Here is a 17,083-nt window from a genome sequence, read left to right as displayed (position 1 = left end):
AGACGACGGCGAGGAAGACGCGAGAATCGAACTGCGTCCGCACGAACGGACCGAAGACGAGACGACGTTTCTACCGACCGCTTACGCGAACCGCGTCCGCGAGTTCTCGAACGCGACTACTGGGAAGGCTCTTCGGCGACGACGCGACGACCGGCTCGAACCGCTCGACCGCCTCGGCCAGTCGAGAGTCCGCGGGGACCGCCGTCGCCGGCGCGCCGAGCACGTCGGCGAAGGCGTCGAGCGGCACCTCGTCGACGACGCGGTTGACCGCGACGGCGGCGAGCCCGCAGTCGAGTTCGCGCGCGAGTTCGCGGGTCCGCACCACGTCGGCCAGCGCGTACCCCTTCGGGGACGCGACCACGAGGCAGGCGTCGGCGACGGTGAGCGGAACGCCGGCGTCGGCGCGCATCCCCGCGGGGCAGTCCACGACCACGTCGCCGTAGGCCGCTTCGACCGCGTGAAGCGCGTCGGCGAGGAGACGCACGTCGGCCGCCCGCGCGCCGGCGAGCGTCCGACCGCACGGCAGAATCGAGACCGGGCCGCCCGAGCGGACGGCTTCGAGCGGGTCCGCGCGCCCCGCGAGCACGTCGTGGAGGTCTGGGCCGGGCGCGTACGGGAGGTTCGCCATCCCGAGGTCGGCGTCGACGACGACCGCGCCCAGTTCCGCCGCGAGTTCGAACGACAGCGTCGACTTCCCGACGCCGCCCTTCCCGGAGACGACCGCGAGAATCACGCGAGCCTCCGGAGCGCGTCCACGTCGGGGTCGGCGTCGGTGGCGCGGTCCGCGAGCGCCGTCGCGCGCGCCGCGAGTCGGCGAAGACGCTCCCGGTCCGCGTCGAGCGCGTCGAGCGCGTCGATGCAGATATCGGCCTCCGAGAGCGTCGCCGCGGCGTCGGCGACCGACGCGCCGTCCAGTCGCTCGGCGAGGTCGATGCGACGCTCGAACGCCGCGAGCGACTCCAGCGACTCTGGCGGCTCCGACCCGAGCGACTGGTCAGTCCCGCGGCCGCGTTCCTCGGAAGTCCCGACCGCCGCCGACACGTCGGCGTCCGTGGGCTGTTCGGACGGTTCGGGACGTTCGGAGCGGGTCTGTGGTTCGGGGCTCGGAAGCGGCTCGCGGCGCTCGCCATCTGACGCGTCGCTCGTCGTGCTGGGCGTCGGTTCGGGCGTCTCCGACTCCCGCGTCGTCGGCGGCAGGTCAGAAGAGACGGGGACTGCATCGGCCGGCGGCCGCGCCGAACCGAGCGTTCGAACCGCATCGTCGGGCGTCGAATCGCTGGCTCGCTCCGCCTCGTCGGCGCGACCGAGCACGTCGATGCCGACCGCGTGTTCGGGGCGGGCGTCGAGGTCGGCGGTCGCGGTGTCGCGGGTGGCCGTCGACGACGGGGAGACGGCGTAGCCGAGCGCGACCGTCGAGCCCGCGGGGACGACGCCTTCGAACCCCTCGTCGTCCCAACCGGCTTCGGGAACGCCGGCGCGACGCGGCGGGAGCACCGACCCATCGAGTCGGTTGCGAAGCCTGACGCGCCGGTCGACCGGCGCGTCGTTGTGGACTCGGACCGAGACGAGGGCGACGCCGTCGTCCACGGTCACGTCGATATCGGAGTGCATGGCGGGGATGGCCGCCGCTTCGTATATAAATCAACGCCCGGTGTGGCTCGCTCACCCGTCGTTCGGCCGGCATCTGACGACCGGCGCGTCGAGCCAGTTCGCCGCGGCGTCGGCGTCCGAAACCCGGCCGCCCGAGATGACGACCGGGGCGGACAGGTCGGCGAGGCGGGCGGCGGCGAGCGCGCGTGCGACGGGGTCCGATTCGAAGTCGGCCACCGACGCGGGCGACTCCGCAGTCGCCATCAGCGATGGGGCCGCCGCGAGGCTCCGGAGCGCCGCCTCGAACGCATCGCCGAGTTCGGCCGCGAAGTACGCCCGCGCCTCTCGACGGCGGTTCTCGACCGCGTCTTCGAGTTTGAGTCGCGCCTCGCGGCTGTCTCGCTCGGTTCGGGCCGCCCGTTCGAGCGCCGAAAGCCGCTGTTCGGCCGCGACGCGTTCGGTTTCGACCTCGGAGAGTTCGGTCGCGACCGCCACGAGTTCCGATTGCGCCGTCTCAGTCGCCTCGTCGTCGCCGGCGTCTCGGTGAGCGTTCACCCGACCGCGAAGGGTTGCGACGCGCTCTCTGAGTCGGGACTCGTCCTCGCCGGCGGCGGCGACGCGGCGGCGGGCCTCGCGGAGCGCGGCCGCGGACGTGTCGATGGGTTCGCGCTCGTCCGCCTCCACATCCACCCCGTCGTCGCGGCGCTCGGCGAGTTTCGCTTCGAGTCGGTCGAGGTCGTCGGCGACGGGAGAGCGAAGCCCGCGGGACCGACCGACCGCCGCGAGGAGCCAGCCGCGGGACGGTGTCGGCTTCGAGACGGGAATCCGACCGAGGCGGTCGTACCCGGGACCCGGCGGCGGACAGTCGATTCGGAGCGCGCCGGTCCCGTCGTCCCCGTCATTCCCGTCGTCCCCGTCGCCCCCATCGTCCACCCGTATGGCAGCGACGACCTCGTCGGCACCGACGTCGAACGGTCCGTCGGCGAGGTCGATAGCCGGTCCTTCGCGGACGGTCCCGTCGGGGAGTCGAAGCCTCATAGCTCGCGGCGCTGCATCTCCGCGGCCGACGGGTGGTCGGTGCCCGAGGCGAACTTGCTGTACGGCGTCGCCGGGGACTCGCGGTCCTCGTAGGCGGCCGCGGCCTCGCGGACCGCGTCCGGGACCGCCGCGAACTCGTTGAACGGTTCGGTTCGCTCGATCTGCACGGCCTCGTCGTGTTTCTCCCGAAGCCGAAGCGCGAGGAAGGCGGCCAACTCCGTCTCGTCGAAGAGCGCGGCGCGACCCAGTCGACGGACCACGACCTCGTCGTGGGTCCGACAGATGTTCCGAAGCGTCGTCCGCGCCGCCTGCGAGTAAGTCACGACCAACAGCACGCACGCTCGGTCACGGAGTCGGGAGAAAAATCGTTCGACAGCGGCGCTCTCGCGTCAGTCGACTGTCACAGACAGGAAGACTACGGCGTCTCACCCGAGTTCGAATCTCCGCGCGACTCGTCTCGCCTCAGACGCGCTCGACCGAGAACGTCACGTCGTCGGCGTCGCCGGCCGCCTCGTCAAGGAGGTCTCTGACCCGCGTCCGCGCGTCGGCCTCGTCGGCGGCGAGGACGACGAGACCCTCCGCGCGGTCGTCGCCGACGGCCGTCCACGCGTCGAGCGTTCCGTCGCCGGCGTCGTCTTCGAACTCCGTCGCGAACGTCCGGAGGACGGTCACGACGCGCCGCTCGGTGCTGGCGAGGTCCGCGTCGCCCGATTCGAGGTCGCGGATGGCGTCTTCGATGTTGCGGATGGCGGAGATTCGGTCCATCGGTCGTCTGTCCCGTCGCCGCACGCTCCACTAAGTTCGTCGGTTCCGCGCGGGTCGGTCGCAGACGGTCGCGAGTCGAACGGCCGTCTCAGGAGCGTTCGTCCGGTAGCTCCTCGAAGAAGTCGGCGACGAACGTGAAGTGCTCCGCCACGAGGTCGCAGTCCGCGAAGGCCTCTCGCGCCTCGCTTTCGAGGGCGGTCTGCTTTTCGGGGATGTCGTTGTCGCCCGCGGTCGCCGCCTCGTCGAGCACCTCGCTGGCCCGCGCCATCGCGTCGGTGAGGCAGGCGAACTCCTCGGAGCGGGAGGCGATTGCCGCCACGGGGTCGCGTTCCGAGACCCGCGCGTTCACGTCCTCGAACGCGCTCATCGCCCGGAAGAACGACCCGGTGGCGTCGCCGTAGCTCTCGCCGAGGTACTCGTCGAACCCGTCCTGTAATCGTCGAATCGCGTCGCGGAACGAGACGATGTCGTCGGCGAAGGCCTCGAACTGACCGATCTCCCGCTCGAAAAAGTCGACCTTCCGCCCGTAGTCCGCCGGTTCGAGGGCGGTGAGTTCGTCGAGGGCGTCGGCCTCCGACTCCTTCCGTAAGCTATTGAGCGTGTCTCGCGTCGGTTCGAGCGCCTCCGCTATCTGTTGGACCTGCGTGTCGATGCGGTTGAACTCCTCGCCGTACAGCCTGGAGACCGCGTTGTTGGTGCGGTAGAACGCCTGATTTGCGTTCTCGTGGGTCTTACCCGTCCACCAGAGGAACCAGAAGGCGCGTCGGAGACGCCCGAGACGCGCTCGCTGGGCGTCGGTCTTGTCGAGTTGGTCGAGCGTGTTGAAGTGGCCGCGCGCGAGGTATAGCGAGTCGGCGTCGTCCTCGAACGAGAACTGCGTCGTGGCGTTCAGGTCGTGGAAGCCGCCGTCTTCGCCCGCCACGGACGCGAAGTCATCGACCGCAGCGTCGAGGTCTTCCACGGCGAGGCCGAGGATTCGGTCCACTCTGTCCGGCTCTTCCGTGGTCGTCTCGGTCGTCGGCTCCTCCGTCGTCGTCGTCGGCTCCTCAGTCGTGGTCGTAGTCGGAGTTTCCGTCGCCGTCGGCTCCTCCGTCGTCGTCGTCGGCTCCTCCGTCGTCGTCTCCCCACCGTCCGCTGACGAACATCCCGCGAGGAAGAGTGCACCCGCGGTCGCCAGATACGCTCGACGATTCATACGTACTACATGACTTTCAGATTACATAGGAGTGTTGGTGCAAATAAACGACACGCGCTCGAGACTGTCCCCTCGCTAAGATAGTGTGGAAGTCGGGACAGTACGGAGTTCGTGACAGTCGAGAAATCGAGGGCGGCCACTCAGGTCGCGCGGTAGACGTCGCCGCGGGGCTCGTAGATGTCGCCTTTCATCTTGAGCTTGTCCAGCTGGTCGTTGACCGTCTTCTCGTCCATGTTCAGCTCGCTGTTGGCGCGTTCGAGGACCTCCTCGTGGGGCGCGCCCTCCTCGTACTCCTCCTGCATGGTGCGGATGAGTTCGAGCAGGTTCTTGATGCGGTCGCGCTGGGTCTTCGAGCGGCCGGTCTCGACGATGTCGGCGTCGAACTCGCCGGTTTCCGGGTCCATGCCGATGTCGCGCAGGCAGGACTCGACGATGCCCGTGACGCGCTCTGCGTCCTCGCGGGTCACCTTGTCCGAGAGGCGGACGCGAGCGGACGCCTCGCCGAGCCGGACGAGCGCTTCGAGCTTCCGGGCGGTCACGGGGACGGGCGCGTCCTCGTCGGCGCCGCGGGCGCGGAAGTCCACGTAGAAGTCGCGGATGACCTGCTTCGCCTCGTCGGTCATCGTCGGGTAGCAGGTGCGCTTCGAGTAGGCGATGTACTTGCGGAGGAGCTCCGCGTCGATGGTGGGCGCGACCTCGTCGGTGACGGCGTCGACCTGCTGTTCCGTGAACTCGGAGTTGGCGACGTTCGTCCGCTGGGTGTTCAGCTCGCCCGCGTAGTTGGTCTTGAGGATGTGGTCCGCGAGCTTGGAGTCCTCGTCGGGGTCGGGGTCGTCGGTGACCGTGAAGATGAGGTCGAACCGGGAGATGAGCGCGGGTTCGAGGTCGATCTGCTCGCCGATTGGCTCGTACTGGTCGAAGCGGCCGTACTTCGGGTTCGCCGCGCCGAGGAGCGAACACCGCGACTTCAGCGTCGCGTTGATGCCGGCCTTGGAGACCGAAATCTGCTGTTGTTCGAGCCCCTCGTGCATCGCGGAGCGGTCCTCGGGCCGCATCTTGTCCAGCTCGTCGACCGCCGCGATACCCTTGTCCGCGAGGACGAGCGCGCCGGCTTCGAGCGTCCACTGCTGGCCATCGCCGAAGTCGTCGCGGACGGCGGCGGCGGTGAGACCCGCCGAGGACGAACCCTTGCCGGAGGTGTAGACCGACCGGGGAGCGATATGTCGTATATATGACAACATCTGCGATTTGCCAGTTCCGGGGTCCCCTATCAGCAGCATGTGCAGGTCGCCGCGAATCCGCGACCCGTCGGGCAGGTGTTTCGTGACGCCCGAGAACAGTTGGAGAATCATGGCCATCTTCTCCTGCTCGTAGCCGTAGATGGCGGGCGCGACGGACTCGACCATCTTCTCGTAGATGGCCGGGTCGTTCGAGAGTTCGACGATTTCGGCCACGTCCTCGTCGGATATCTCCATGTCCTCGAACTCCTCGTCCTCGATGGTGAGCGAGATGCCCTCCATGTAGTAGTCGAAGACGGGCGTCTTCTCGTTGCCCGAGGTCTGCTGTTCGATGTGGAGGATGCCGACCGCGGTGACGTGGTCGCCGGCGGTGACTTTGCCGGTCACGTCGTCCGAGAGGTTGATGTCGATGCTCTGCGGCGTCTCGCCCCCGCGCAGGCCCTCGGGTGACTCCTGGACGCGCAGCTTCTGGGAGTCGATGAAGTTCGACTGGTCGAAGTCGATGCGGAACGGCCCCTGACGCTCGCATCCCTGACACTCGTGTGGTTCCTGAAAGCCGCCGTCGCCCTGCGGGATGTAGCTCATCGTCCCGCAGCGCTGGCACTCGAAGGCGGCCTCCGTGATTTTCGGGCGCACGTCGGTCGCCTTGCGGACGATTCCCTGCACCGAGATGAGCGTCCCGATGTGGTCGTCGTTGACCCGGATGTTCCGGATATCGACCGTCTCGGGGAGGTTGCGCATCCGGACGTGCGCCTGACCGAGCTTCACGTCCGCGGGGAGGTCGAACAGGCGCAGCGCCTCCTCGGCGTACTCCTGGAACTGGCCGGGCTTCGTGATGTAGTCGTCGGCGAGCTCCGCGTCGAACCGATAGAGGTCGTCGTAATCGATGTACAGCGACCGCTTTTCCTTCGGATACTGCTGTGCGAGTTTTCCGATCTCCTCTCGATAGTAGTTGCGGTAGAACTCGATGAACCGCTCCGTCAGGTCTCGGTTCTGGGGGGCCTGCGCCATCGCACAAGGGTATGTCCCCAATCGGTTAAGAACCTTCGTCGTTCGGCCGACCCTCCGTCGTCCCGACGGGTCGGCCGCGCGCCGGGACTCGCGCGGCCCGAGGGGTCACAGCGGCCGCCGCTACAGCGACACGTCGGTCTCGATGTCCTCGGTCGCCTCGCGGAGTCCGTCGCGGCGGGCGTCCTCGGCCATCCGGTTCGAGAGGTCGTCGTCGGTCAACAGCTCCGCGAAGTCGTCGCGGAAGCGGTAGTTGGCCCGGCTCGAGCGGATGTCGGCCTCGGCGGCGGGGCGGCACTCGGCGACGACTTCGACGGGCACGTCGAGCGTCTCGGCGATGGTCTCGTCGTCCGCGCCGTCGACGAGCAGGTTGTCGAAGCGGTCGGCGTCGAACGGGAACTCGCGGTCGGCGTCACGGACGAGGTGGAGGTCGAACCGGGCGGTGCGAATCGCCTCGGGCGACGCGTCGAGTTCGACCGCGAGGTCGGCGTCCGCGTCGCCGTCGAAGTAGCCGACGACGAGCGCGACGAGCGCGTCGTCGTCGAAGTCGGTGTCGAACGCGTAGCGCTCGCGCATCGTCGCCACGGTGTCGCGGACGCGCTCGCGGACCGCTTCGGGGTCGTCCACGTCGGCGAGCGACCCGCGCGACTCGGACTGCTGTTCGGTCACGGTGTCCGACCCAGTCGCCTCGATGAAGATGTCGCGAAGCTCGGCGGTCTTTTCGTCCATACCCGGAGAATGGCACGCCCAGCGTCTTTAATGATGCTGACCCGGGAGCCGCCGAGCGCCGGGAGGCGACTCGAATCGGCCGACGAGACCGAGGGCCGACCCCGTCCACGCACTCTGTAAACCGATAAGTTAAACAGGGTTTACGAGACAGCGATGGACATGGCAACTGAACACGAGTCAGTCGAACTCGTCGGCGACGAACTCGTCGGCAACATCGCCCGCGCCGCCCTGTTCGCGGCGCTCATGGGCGCGGGCAGTTACGTCTCGTTCCCGAACCCCGTCTCGCCGATTCCGGTGACGATGCAGGTGCTCGTCGTCTTCCTCGCGGGCATCTTCCTCGGCCCCGTCTGGGGCGGCGGCTCCATCGCGCTCTACCTCGCGGCCGGCGGCCTCGGCGCGCCGGTGTTCGCCGGCGGCTCGGCCGGGCTCGCGCCGCTCGTCGGCCCGACCGCGGGCTACCTCTGGGCGTACCCGGTCGCCGCGGTCATCGTCGGCCTCGTCGTCCACGGCGGCGTCGACATCGGCGACTACCGCGTGAGCACCGCCCGGCTCGTCGGCGCGATGGTCGCGGGCACCGTCGTCGTCTACGCCTTCGGGACGCTCGGCTTCGCGTACGTCCAGAGCGTCGGCCTCGAATCCGCCTTCTGGACGGCCTCCGCCGCGTTCATCCCCGCTGAGGCGTTCAAAATCGCCGCCGCGGTCGGCATCGTCCGCTCCGACGCCATCGCCGCCCAGTAGATGATTCGCGTCGAGGGCCTCGTCCACCGGTACGGCGACACGGTCGCGGTCGACGGGGTCGACCTCGCCATCGACGACGGCGAGTGCGTCATCGTCGCGGGCGCGAACGGCTCCGGCAAGACCACGCTCGTCCGGCACTTCAACGGCCTGCTCGACCCCGACGAGGGCTCGGTCTCGGTCAACGGCCGCTCCGTCTCGGACCACCTCGTCGCCGCCCGAACCGCGGTGGCGATGGTGTTCCAGCACCCCGAGGACCAGCTCGTCGCGGCGACTATCGGCGCTGACGTGGCGTTCGGCCCGGAGAACCTCGGGCTCGACCGCGACGAAATCGACCGCCGCGTCCGCGAATCGCTCGCCGCGGTCAACCTCGACGGCCGGGAAGACGAGCGCGTCGACGCCCTCTCCGGCGGCGAGGTCGAACGCCTCGCCATCGCCGGCGCGCTGGCGATGCGACCCGACCACCTCGTCTTGGACGAACCGTTCACCGGCCTCGACGAACCCGCCCGTCGCTCCGTGCTCGCGCGCCTCCGCGACCTCCGCGCCGAGGGGACGAGCCTCGTCGTCGTCACGCACGACCTGCGCGACGTGGCCGAACTGGCCGACCGCGTGGTCGTCCTCGCCGACGGCGACGTCGCCCTCGACGCCGCGCCCGACGAGGCCGCAGACCGCCTCCCCGACCTCGACGTCCGCCCGCCGTGTTGACCTACGAACCGGGCGACAGCCTCGCCCACCGACTCGACCCGCGGACCAAGCTCGGGGTGCAGGTCGCCTTCGCGGCGGCCGGGTTCGCGCATACCACACCCACCGGGCTCGTCGCCCTCGGCGTCGTCGCCGCGGGCTGTCTCCGCGCCGCCGACACGTCACCCGTTTCGGCCCTCAGCGACCTCCGCTACGCGGTTCCGTTCCTCGCGCTCGGTCCGGTCGTCGAGGCCGCCCGCCTCGGCGCGCCGTGGTTCGACCCCGAGGCGGCCGTGGACCCGGCGCTCGCCAGCGTCCGCGTACTGCTCGTCTTCTTCGTCGCGGCGGCGTACGTCAGGACGACGCCCGTGCGCGAGTCCCGCGCGGCGATCCAGCGGCTCGTCCCGGGTCGCGTCGGCGTCGCGCTCGGCGTCGGCGTCGCCCTCGTCTTCCGGTTTCTTCCCTTGGTCCGCCGCGACCTGCGCCGCGTCCGCGAGGCGCAGGCCGCCCGCCTCGGGAGCGAGCGACGGCTGGACGAGCGGCTCTCGCTCGTCGCCGCCGGCGGCCTCCGGCGGTCGTTCGCGCGGGCCGACGCGCTCGCGCTCGCTCTCCGCGCGCGGTGTTTCGCCTGGAACCCGACGCTCCCGGAGATTCGGTTCGGCCGGCGCGACGCGCCCGGGCTCGTCCTCGCCGTCGCGCTCCTCGCCAGCCTCGCGCTCTGAGGTCGCCGGGGCGCTCGTAATCCGCCGACCGACACGCCTCGGGTGGCAAGATTTAACCCTCCGTTCTCCGGTGATTGATTATGGACTTTGCGGCACAGGCGGATGTTACGCGAGAGACGTTCTGGACGATTAGTCCGGTCGGCGAGGCGCTCTTCTACGGCCTCGCCGCCATCGCGTCGCTCGTCTTCCTCTACGGGGTGTACGAGCGGTTCGCTCGATACGCGCGGGGTGGTGAAGACCAGTTCGACCGGCTGTCCGACCTGCCGGGACGGACGGTCCGGGCGGCGAAAGTGGTGTTCTCCAACGAAAAGCAGTTCAAGCGCGACCGGTTCGCCGGCGTGATGCACGCCTTCATCATGTGGGGCTTCCTGACGCTCCTCATCGGGACGACCATCCTCGCCATCGACATCGACGTGTGGCGGCGGGTGACGGGCAGTTCCTTCTTCGTCGGCGACTTCTACCTCTCGTACTCGTTCGTCATGGACCTCATGGGCCTGTTGTTCGTCGTCGGCGTCGGGATGGCGCTGTGGCGGCGCTACGGGGTCCGACACCCGCGGCTGTGGGGCAAACACACCGGCTTCGAGGACGCCGCGTTCGTCTGGACGCTGTTTCTCCTCGGCGTCGGCGGCTACGTCCTCGAAGGCATCCGCATCGTCGGCACGGAGTTCCCCGAGTTCGAGACGGTGAGCTTCGTCGGCTACTTCGTCGCCCTCGTGTTCGACGCCGGGGGCATGAGCCAGGGCCTCGCACAGACGCTCTACTGGTTCGGCTGGTGGTCCCACGCGCTCCTCGCCTTGGCGTTCGTCGCCGCCGTCCCCTACGCCAAGCCCCTGCACATGCTCACCTCCTTCGCCAACATCGTCACCGCCGACGAGAAGGCGGGCACGCGCCTCCCGAAAGTGCCGGCCGACACGCCGCCGGACGAAATCGGCTACGTCTCCGAGGACGACTTCTCGTGGAAGGCGATGCTCGACATGGACGCCTGCACGAAGTGCGGCCGCTGTACCGACGCCTGCCCGGCGAAGGCCTCCGGCCGCAACCTCGACCCGCGGGACGTGATTCTCGACCTGAAGACCTACCGCGAGTCGGTCGACGCCGGCGGCGACTCCATCGACATCGTCGCGGACGGCGGCACTTCCGTCGTCGACGCCGAATCGATGGAGTCCTGCATGGCCTGCATGGCCTGCATGGACGCCTGTCCGGTCGATATCGAGCACCTGACGCACTTCACCGAGATGAACCGCCGACTCACCGAGACGGGCCAACAGCAAGAGCCGGTGCAGGAGGCGATGATGAACATCTTCCAGAACGGCAACGCCTTCGGCGACCCTCAGCGCAAGCGGCCCGACTGGACCGACGACCTCGACTTCGAGGTGCCCGACGCCCGCGACGAATCGGTCGAGTTCCTCTGGTACGTCGGCGACTACCCCTCCTACGACGAGCGCAACCGCGCCGTCGCCCGCTCGCTGGCCCGCATCTTCGAGGAGGCGGGCGTCTCCTACGGCATCCTCTACGAGGACGAACAGCACGACGGCAACGACGTGCGCCGCGTCGGCGAGGAGGGCCTCTACGAGATGCTCGTCGAGGACAACGTCGCCGCGATGGCCGACTGCGACTTCGACAAAATCGTCTGCACCGACCCGCACTCGTACAACACGTTCAAAAACGAGTACCCGGAGATGGACGACTCGTTCGACTACCCGGTGTACCACTACACCCAACTGGTCGAGCGCCTCGTCGGCGACGACCGCCTCGGCCTCGCGGGCGACGAACTCGCCGCCCAGACGGTGACGTACCACGACCCGTGTCACCTCGGACGCTACAACGGCGAGTACGAAGCGCCCCGCGAGGTCATCCGCGCGACCGGCGTCGAACTCGCCGAGATGCCGCGCAACCGCGACCAGTCGTTCTGCTGCGGCGGCGGCGGCGGCGGCCTCTGGATGGACCACGAAGAGGAGTCGAAGCCGTCCGAAGAGCGCCTGCGCGAGGCGCTCGACGACACGACCGGCGGCGTCGAACGCTTCGTCGTCGCCTGCCCGATGTGCGCGACGATGTACGAAGACGGCCGCAAGACCGGGAGCTACGAGGACGATATCGACATCGTTGACATCTCCGAACTCGTCGTGGAGGCGCTCGACGCGAAGGCCGCCGCGACGGCGGACGCGGGCGCGGATACGACCCCCGCGTCGGCCGACTGAGTCGGCGGCGCGGCTGTTCTGTCCTGTCCTGTCCTGTCCTGTCCTGTCCTGTCCTGTCCTGTCCTGTCCTGTCCTGTCTTGTCCTGTCCTGTCCTGTCCTGTCCTGTCCTGTCCTGTCCTGTCCTGTCCTGTTTTCCGCTCTTCTATGCTACGTCTAAGCGGTCGATGGACTCGCGGATGACGTCGGCCGACTCGCGGAGCGCCGCCGTCTCGTCCGCCGAGAGGTCGAACTCGTGAACGTCGCGGACGCCGGTTTCGTTGACGGTGCACGGGAGGCTCATGTAGACGCCGTCGATGTCGTGTTCGCCCGAGACGAGCGTCGAGACGGTGAGAATGGAGTTGTCACCGCCGAGGATGCGCTCGGTGGTCGCGGCCACCGAGCGCGCGACGCCGTAGTTCGTCCGCTCCTTGCGGTCGATAATCTCGTAGGCGGCCTCGCGGACCTCCGTCTCGACGCCGGCTTTGAGCGCGTCGACGTCGTCGACGCCGTGGCTGGTGGCGTACGACTCGAACGGGATGCCGCCGAGGTTCGCCGAACTCCAGACGAGAACCTCGCTGTCGCCGTGCTCGCCGACGACGTAGGCGTGGACGTTCGCCGGGTCGAGGTCGAACTCGCGGCTGAGCGAGTGGCGGAACCGCGACGTGTCGAGGACGGTTCCCGAGCCGATGACGCGCTCGGCCGGCAGGTCCGACACCTTCCACGTGACGTACGAGAGCACGTCCACGGGGTTGGTGACGATGAGCATCACGGCGTCGTCGTTCAGCCCCTCGGTAATCTGCGGAATCATGTCGGCGAAGATGTCGGCGTTCCGCTCCATCAGGTCGAGGCGGGTCTCGTCCGGTTTCTGGCTGGCACCGGCGGTGACGATGACCACGTCGGCGTCCCAGCAGTCCTCGTAGTCGCCCGTCCGGACGCGGACCGGCGACGTGAAGTACGAGCCGTGGTTGAGGTCCATCGCCTCGCCCTCGACGCGCTCTTTGGCGACGTCGACGAGGACGATTTCGCCGACGAGACTGCTCTCCATCAGCGCGAACGCCGTGCTCGACCCGACTGCGCCGGCACCCCCGACGATTGCGACCGTACCCTTGCCGCGTTCAGTGCTCATACCCGTCGTTCGAGCGACCGGTGGATAAAAACAAAGCCCCGTTTCGAAGAACTGGGAGTACTACTTTTGTAACAGACGATTGTTTGTTAGATATCTCTCCGTTCCGGCGCGTTTTTTGAAATGAAGAATTTCGGAGTCGTAGGTTCCGCAGGCACTACACGAACGTCGCGAGCGCGGCCGGCCGCCGCGTGCGGGGTTACTCGCGGTCGTACTCTTTCTTGAAGCCGCGGAACTCGGTCCGGTGGGCCTCCTCGTCGGCGAGGATGGTCACGGCGAGGTCCTCGGTGACGGGGTCGTTGGCCTCCTCCGCGGCGTCGATGAGCGCGCGGTAGGTCTCGATGGCGTCCTCCTCGGCGGTGAGGACGCCGTTGATGACCGCGAGCACGTCCGTGCTGTCCTCCGGCGGCTGGAGGTCGTGCTGGCGCGCCTCGAAGGTCGCCGAGCCCGGCGGCTGCTCGTCGAGCTGCTTCAGCCGGTTCCCGAGCTGCTCCGCGTGGGTGAGTTCCTCCTGAATGTCGGTCTGGAGGGACTCCTTTATCTCCTCCGCCCGGACGCCGTCGAGGACGATGGAGTTCGTCATGTAGTTCATCACGGTCTCGATCTCGTCCTGATAGGCGCGCTTCAACAGCGCGGTTACGTCCTCAGACATAGCGACTTCGTATTGACGCTCTGGCAACAAATACCTGTTCGCCGCGGCGAGCCCGTCGGGTGGGTGAAGCGTCGGCGTCGGCGAAAATCAGCGGCCGAGGCGAGTCGGTACCGCGGGTGAGTTCAGTCTTCGATGGAGACGATTTCGACGACGTAGCCGTCGGGGTCCTTCACGAACGCCGCGCGGGCGTTCACCGGGTCGATGTCCACCGGCGGCTTCACGATATCGGGCGACTGCGCCTCGACGATGTCCTCGAAGGCGCGGTCGGCGTCCGCGACCTCGACGGCGACGTGGTCGATGCCGGCGGGTTCGACGCGCGCCGACGAGGTCGGGTCGTACTTGAACTGCAGTTCCATGTCGGTGTCGTCGCTGCCGACGTAGACGTTCCGGACGCCGTCGAGTTCGAACTCGTTGGTCTGTTCGAGACCGAGGTCGGCGTAGAAGTCGAGCGTGGCGTCGATGTCCGAGACGACGAGGGCGGTGTGGATGAGTCCCATGGCGGACGCGACGCGGCGGGGAGAGATAACGTCTGGTCTTCGTGTCAGGCCTGCCGCGAGGCGTCCACGTCGATGGCGTCGACGGGACAGATGTCGACGCAGAGCATGCAGTCGATGCACTGGTCTTCGTTCGTCGGTTCGACCTTCTGCTCGCTCACCGGGTGGTCGGGCGTGTCGACCCACGTGAACACGTCCACGGGGCAGTTTTCGAGGCACGCGCCGTCCGCGAGACAGATGTCGTAGTCGACGGCGACGTGGGTGCCGTGGATGCCGAGTTTCTCCGGCGGGTCGACGGGGCCCCAGACGGCGACGCCGTTTTCCTCGCCCGCTCGCTCCCGGTTCTGGTCGAAGTTCGAGTCGATAGCCATTGCCGGGCGTTGGCCGTACCCGGTACTAAAACGTCCGCATCGGCGACGAGAAAAATCGGGGACGGAGTCGTGATTGCGGGTGGTTTCGGAGTCGGTTCCGACCGACGACCGGGGGCGCTATCGGCGGACCGCGAGGAACGCGGCCGCGAGGAGCGCCACCACGGCGAGCACGGCGCTGAAGCCGGGGACGACGGTGTCGCTGGTGCCGGTCGCGGTGGTCGCCGACGCGTTTGCCGTCGTCGTCGACTCGGTGGTGTCCGCGGTCGTCGTTTCGGTCGATTCAGTCGCAATCGACGTGGTCGTTTCCACGGGTTCGTCTCGGACCACGAGCGTCGCGACGTTGACGACGGACCCGTTGTGCGCGACACCGAGTCCGTAGTCCACGCCGGCTTCGAGCGACGGGACCGACTCGTTCATCGACTGAAACTCGGCGTCGTCGCCGTTCGACACCGACACCGTGTCTCGGGGCGACTCGGCGTCGGCCGCGGCGTCCACGGTAACGGTGGCCGACCCGTCATCGTCGGCGTCGGTGAGTTCGAGGACCGTCGAGAATCCGGTCTCGTCGGATTCGATGGAGACCGTCACGGTCTCCGCGCCGCCGAACCGAACCGGAATCTCCGCGACGCCCGACCCGGCGACGTTGGCGGTGACCACGGATTCGTTGAAATCGGGGTCACCGCTCGGCTCGGACTCCGGCGTGCCGGAAATCGGGTCGGCCGCGGACTCGTTTTCCTCGATGACGAGGTGCGCCGTCTCGTTCGGGTCGTCCGCCGGGCCGATTCGGAGGTCGTAATCGCCCGCGTCGGGGATGTGGGAGAGCCGCGAGGTGGACTGCGAGGCGTTCGAAATCGAGTCCTCGCCGGCGGCGGAGAGGTACGCCGAGGCGTTGGTCTGTCCCGCCATCGAGGTGTTCACCCGAACTGTGACCTCGCCGTCGCCGTTCTCGTCGACCACCGTCGCGTGGGCGGCGAGTCCTTGGTCCGCGGTGCCGAGGTGGAACCTGAACGTGTCGTTAGCCTCGTTACCGTCTTCGAGGGTGATCGAAACCACCTCACCCTGCTCGGTCCAGTACGCGTCGTCCGTAAACTCGTAGTGGTCCTCCGCGGCCGCCGCGGGGGCCGTCGCGGCCGCGAGGAGGGCCACCACGAGCACCGTCGTCGTCAGCAGTTCGAATCGTCTGGAGGGTGCCATCGGTCCGGCGTTCTCGCGTCCGAATAAAATAGTTATTGGATTGTCATTTATGGGACGGTGATATGGCGATGAACGACGGTACCGCGGCTATCCGGTCGAAGCAAGAAAATCGAGGACGGCGTCGCGCGAAGTCGCTTCGGGCGCTATCGGCGGACCGCGAGGAACGCGGCCGCGAGGAGCGCCACCACGGCGAGCACGGCGCTGAAGCCGGGGATACCGGTGTCGCTGGTGCCGGTCGCGGTGGTCGCGTCGGTCGTCGCCGACGCGTTTGCGGTCGTCGTCTCGGTCGTCTCGCCCGCCGTCGTGGTCGTCTCGGTGTCGGTCGATTCAGTCGTCGTCTCGGTCGTCTCCACCGCTTGGAGCGAGAGCGTCGCCGTGTCGGTCGAGTTGTTCGCCGGGCCGAGCGCGAGCGAGTAGTCGCCCGCGTCGAGCGTCGCCGGGAGCGTCTCGGTCGTCTGCGTCGCGTTCACCGAGTCCTCGCCGGCGGCGGTGAGGTACGACGAGGCGTTCGCCTGTCCCGCCGTCGAGGTGTTCAGTTCGAGGGTGACGTTGCCGTCGCGGTCCTCGTCGACCACCGTCGCGTTGACGGCGAAGTTCACGTCCTCGCCGCCGATGCGGAGCGGGACGGTGTTGTTCTCGCCGGCCAGCGCCGCGGACGTGTTGTTCGCGTCCGCCGCGCCGGAGAGCGTGATGGAGACCACCTCGCCCTGTTCGGCCGTGTACGCGTCGTCTGTGAACTCGTAGTGGCCCGAGGCGGCCGCCGCGGGCATCACCGCCGCCGCGAGCACGGCGGCGACGAGGAGGGTCGTCGTCAGTAGCGCGGATCGGTTGGAGGGTCGCATCGACCACCTCTTTTCAGAGGGAAGGTAAGTTACTTTCCATGTCTTAATGTCAAACGATAATCGGTATCGGGCGGGCGGGAGGACGGCGAGACGCGAGCGCGGCCGCTCGGGCCTCGGTGGAATCGAAAGGAAGTCAGCGGGCCGGACGTCCGTCGGGCGACTACGCCCGCGCGGCCTCGATGTGCTCGAGAACGCGCGAGATGTGGTGGTCGTCCCGAGCGGGCGCCTGTTTCCGATAGGTTCGGAGGGCGTCTACGAGATAGTCGAGTTCGGCGCTGTCGAAATCTTCGTCGCCGGCCTCGACCCGCGCGAGCAGGCCTGGGGCCGGCGTCGGCTCTTCGTCTGCATCGACCGCCCGCTCGATGGCGTCGAGCAAGGCGGCGTGGACGACCCACGTCTCTTCGCGAGAGAGGTCGAGCGCCGTCGGACGGTCCTGGGCCGATGTGGTCATTGTGGGGCCTCTATCGTAACCTATGGGCGGGGAGATATAAATGTATGTGTACTGTTGTCATGCGTCACGCACAACAGCGA

General features: G+C 68.1%; 19 protein-coding genes. 4 read left to right on the top strand and 15 right to left on the bottom strand.

What is annotated here, in order from left to right; translation table 11 throughout:
• Window positions 1–70: 70 nt before the first annotated feature.
• The 8 genes from ABY42_RS01085 to ABY42_RS01050 form a co-directional block, all read right to left on the bottom strand.
• Window positions 71–733 carry a P-loop NTPase gene (locus tag ABY42_RS01085; RefSeq protein ID WP_050458486.1) on the bottom strand — a complete coding sequence of 221 codons (663 nt, stop codon included), beginning with the start codon at window positions 731–733 and terminating at the stop codon, window positions 71–73.
• Window positions 730–1,611 (bottom strand): DUF7857 domain-containing protein, encoded by an 882-nt coding sequence (locus ABY42_RS01080; protein WP_050458485.1) that lies wholly within the window; start codon window positions 1,609–1,611, stop codon window positions 730–732. The genes ABY42_RS01085 and ABY42_RS01080 overlap by 4 nt, the downstream gene beginning before the upstream one ends.
• Window positions 1,612–1,662: 51 nt before the next feature.
• Window positions 1,663–2,628: a DUF7856 family protein gene (locus ABY42_RS01075; RefSeq protein ID WP_050458484.1), complete on the bottom strand. Its 966-nt coding sequence runs from the start codon at window positions 2,626–2,628 to the stop codon at window positions 1,663–1,665.
• Window positions 2,625–2,963 carry a DUF7855 family protein gene (locus ABY42_RS01070; protein WP_004973784.1) on the bottom strand — a complete coding sequence of 113 codons (339 nt, stop codon included), beginning with the start codon at window positions 2,961–2,963 and terminating at the stop codon, window positions 2,625–2,627. Before ABY42_RS01070 ends, ABY42_RS01075 begins: the two co-directional genes overlap by 4 nt.
• 127 nt (window positions 2,964–3,090) lie before the next feature.
• A complete protein-coding gene (locus ABY42_RS01065; RefSeq protein WP_004973786.1) occupies window positions 3,091–3,393 on the bottom strand; it encodes a DUF7854 family protein in 303 nt (100 codons plus the stop codon).
• An 88-nt stretch (window positions 3,394–3,481) separates the two neighbouring features.
• Window positions 3,482–4,588, bottom strand: coding sequence for a hypothetical protein (locus ABY42_RS01060; protein ID WP_082220631.1), 1,107 nt, complete (start codon window positions 4,586–4,588; stop codon window positions 3,482–3,484).
• A gap of 140 nt (window positions 4,589–4,728) precedes the next feature.
• A complete protein-coding gene (locus tag ABY42_RS01055; RefSeq protein ID WP_004973790.1) occupies window positions 4,729–6,837 on the bottom strand; it encodes a minichromosome maintenance protein MCM in 2,109 nt (702 codons plus the stop codon).
• A 120-nt stretch (window positions 6,838–6,957) separates the two neighbouring features.
• The gene (locus tag ABY42_RS01050; RefSeq protein ID WP_004973794.1) at window positions 6,958–7,563 is read right to left on the bottom strand and encodes a hypothetical protein; all 606 of its coding nucleotides are present in this window, start codon (window positions 7,561–7,563) and stop codon (window positions 6,958–6,960) included.
• A 159-nt stretch (window positions 7,564–7,722) separates the two neighbouring features.
• Between ABY42_RS01050 and ABY42_RS01045 the strand changes: the two genes are divergently transcribed.
• The 4 genes from ABY42_RS01045 to ABY42_RS01030 all read left to right on the top strand — a co-directional run bounded on the left by ABY42_RS01045 (window position 7,723) and on the right by ABY42_RS01030 (window position 11,899).
• A complete protein-coding gene (locus tag ABY42_RS01045) occupies window positions 7,723–8,301 on the top strand; it encodes a biotin transporter BioY (protein ID WP_050458483.1) in 579 nt (192 codons plus the stop codon).
• Entirely contained in the window at window positions 8,302–9,003 is a 702-nt protein-coding gene (locus tag ABY42_RS01040; RefSeq protein WP_004973797.1) for an energy-coupling factor ABC transporter ATP-binding protein, read from the top strand.
• Window positions 8,997–9,701 (top strand): energy-coupling factor transporter transmembrane component T family protein, encoded by a 705-nt coding sequence (locus tag ABY42_RS01035; RefSeq protein WP_050458482.1) that lies wholly within the window; start codon window positions 8,997–8,999, stop codon window positions 9,699–9,701. Before ABY42_RS01040 ends, ABY42_RS01035 begins: the two co-directional genes overlap by 7 nt.
• A gap of 80 nt (window positions 9,702–9,781) precedes the next feature.
• A complete protein-coding gene (locus ABY42_RS01030; RefSeq protein WP_050458481.1) occupies window positions 9,782–11,899 on the top strand; it encodes a (Fe-S)-binding protein in 2,118 nt (705 codons plus the stop codon).
• Between the two features lie 143 nt (window positions 11,900–12,042).
• On the opposite strand, the gene ABY42_RS01025 is transcribed toward ABY42_RS01030, so the two are convergent.
• The 7 genes from ABY42_RS01025 to ABY42_RS00995 all read right to left on the bottom strand — a co-directional run bounded on the left by ABY42_RS01025 (window position 12,043) and on the right by ABY42_RS00995 (window position 17,003).
• Window positions 12,043–13,005, bottom strand: coding sequence for an L-lactate dehydrogenase (locus ABY42_RS01025; protein ID WP_004973803.1), 963 nt, complete (start codon window positions 13,003–13,005; stop codon window positions 12,043–12,045).
• Between the two features lie 196 nt (window positions 13,006–13,201).
• Window positions 13,202–13,654 carry a ferritin-like domain-containing protein gene (locus tag ABY42_RS01020; protein ID WP_004973804.1) on the bottom strand — a complete coding sequence of 151 codons (453 nt, stop codon included), beginning with the start codon at window positions 13,652–13,654 and terminating at the stop codon, window positions 13,202–13,204.
• Between the two features lie 122 nt (window positions 13,655–13,776).
• Window positions 13,777–14,151 carry a VOC family protein gene (locus tag ABY42_RS01015; RefSeq protein ID WP_004973805.1) on the bottom strand — a complete coding sequence of 125 codons (375 nt, stop codon included), beginning with the start codon at window positions 14,149–14,151 and terminating at the stop codon, window positions 13,777–13,779.
• A 44-nt stretch (window positions 14,152–14,195) separates the two neighbouring features.
• Entirely contained in the window at window positions 14,196–14,519 is a 324-nt protein-coding gene (locus ABY42_RS01010) for a 4Fe-4S dicluster domain-containing protein (RefSeq protein WP_004973806.1), read from the bottom strand.
• A 117-nt stretch (window positions 14,520–14,636) separates the two neighbouring features.
• Window positions 14,637–15,710, bottom strand: a complete 1,074-nt coding sequence (locus ABY42_RS01005) for a DUF7827 domain-containing protein (protein WP_050458480.1) — start codon at window positions 15,708–15,710, stop codon at window positions 14,637–14,639.
• Window positions 15,711–15,853: 143 nt separating this feature from the next.
• Entirely contained in the window at window positions 15,854–16,552 is a 699-nt protein-coding gene (locus ABY42_RS01000; RefSeq protein WP_050458479.1) for a DUF7827 domain-containing protein, read from the bottom strand.
• A gap of 160 nt (window positions 16,553–16,712) precedes the next feature.
• Window positions 16,713–17,003 carry a DUF7853 family protein gene (locus tag ABY42_RS00995; protein ID WP_004973808.1) on the bottom strand — a complete coding sequence of 97 codons (291 nt, stop codon included), beginning with the start codon at window positions 17,001–17,003 and terminating at the stop codon, window positions 16,713–16,715.
• Window positions 17,004–17,083 lie beyond the last annotated feature (80 nt).

Origin of the sequence: Haloferax gibbonsii (assembly GCF_001190965.1) — an archaeon.
Taxonomy (GTDB): domain Archaea; phylum Halobacteriota; class Halobacteria; order Halobacteriales; family Haloferacaceae; genus Haloferax; species Haloferax gibbonsii.
The sequence above is the reverse complement of the archived record's forward strand: the minus strand, read 5'-3'. Positions and strand labels throughout refer to the sequence as shown.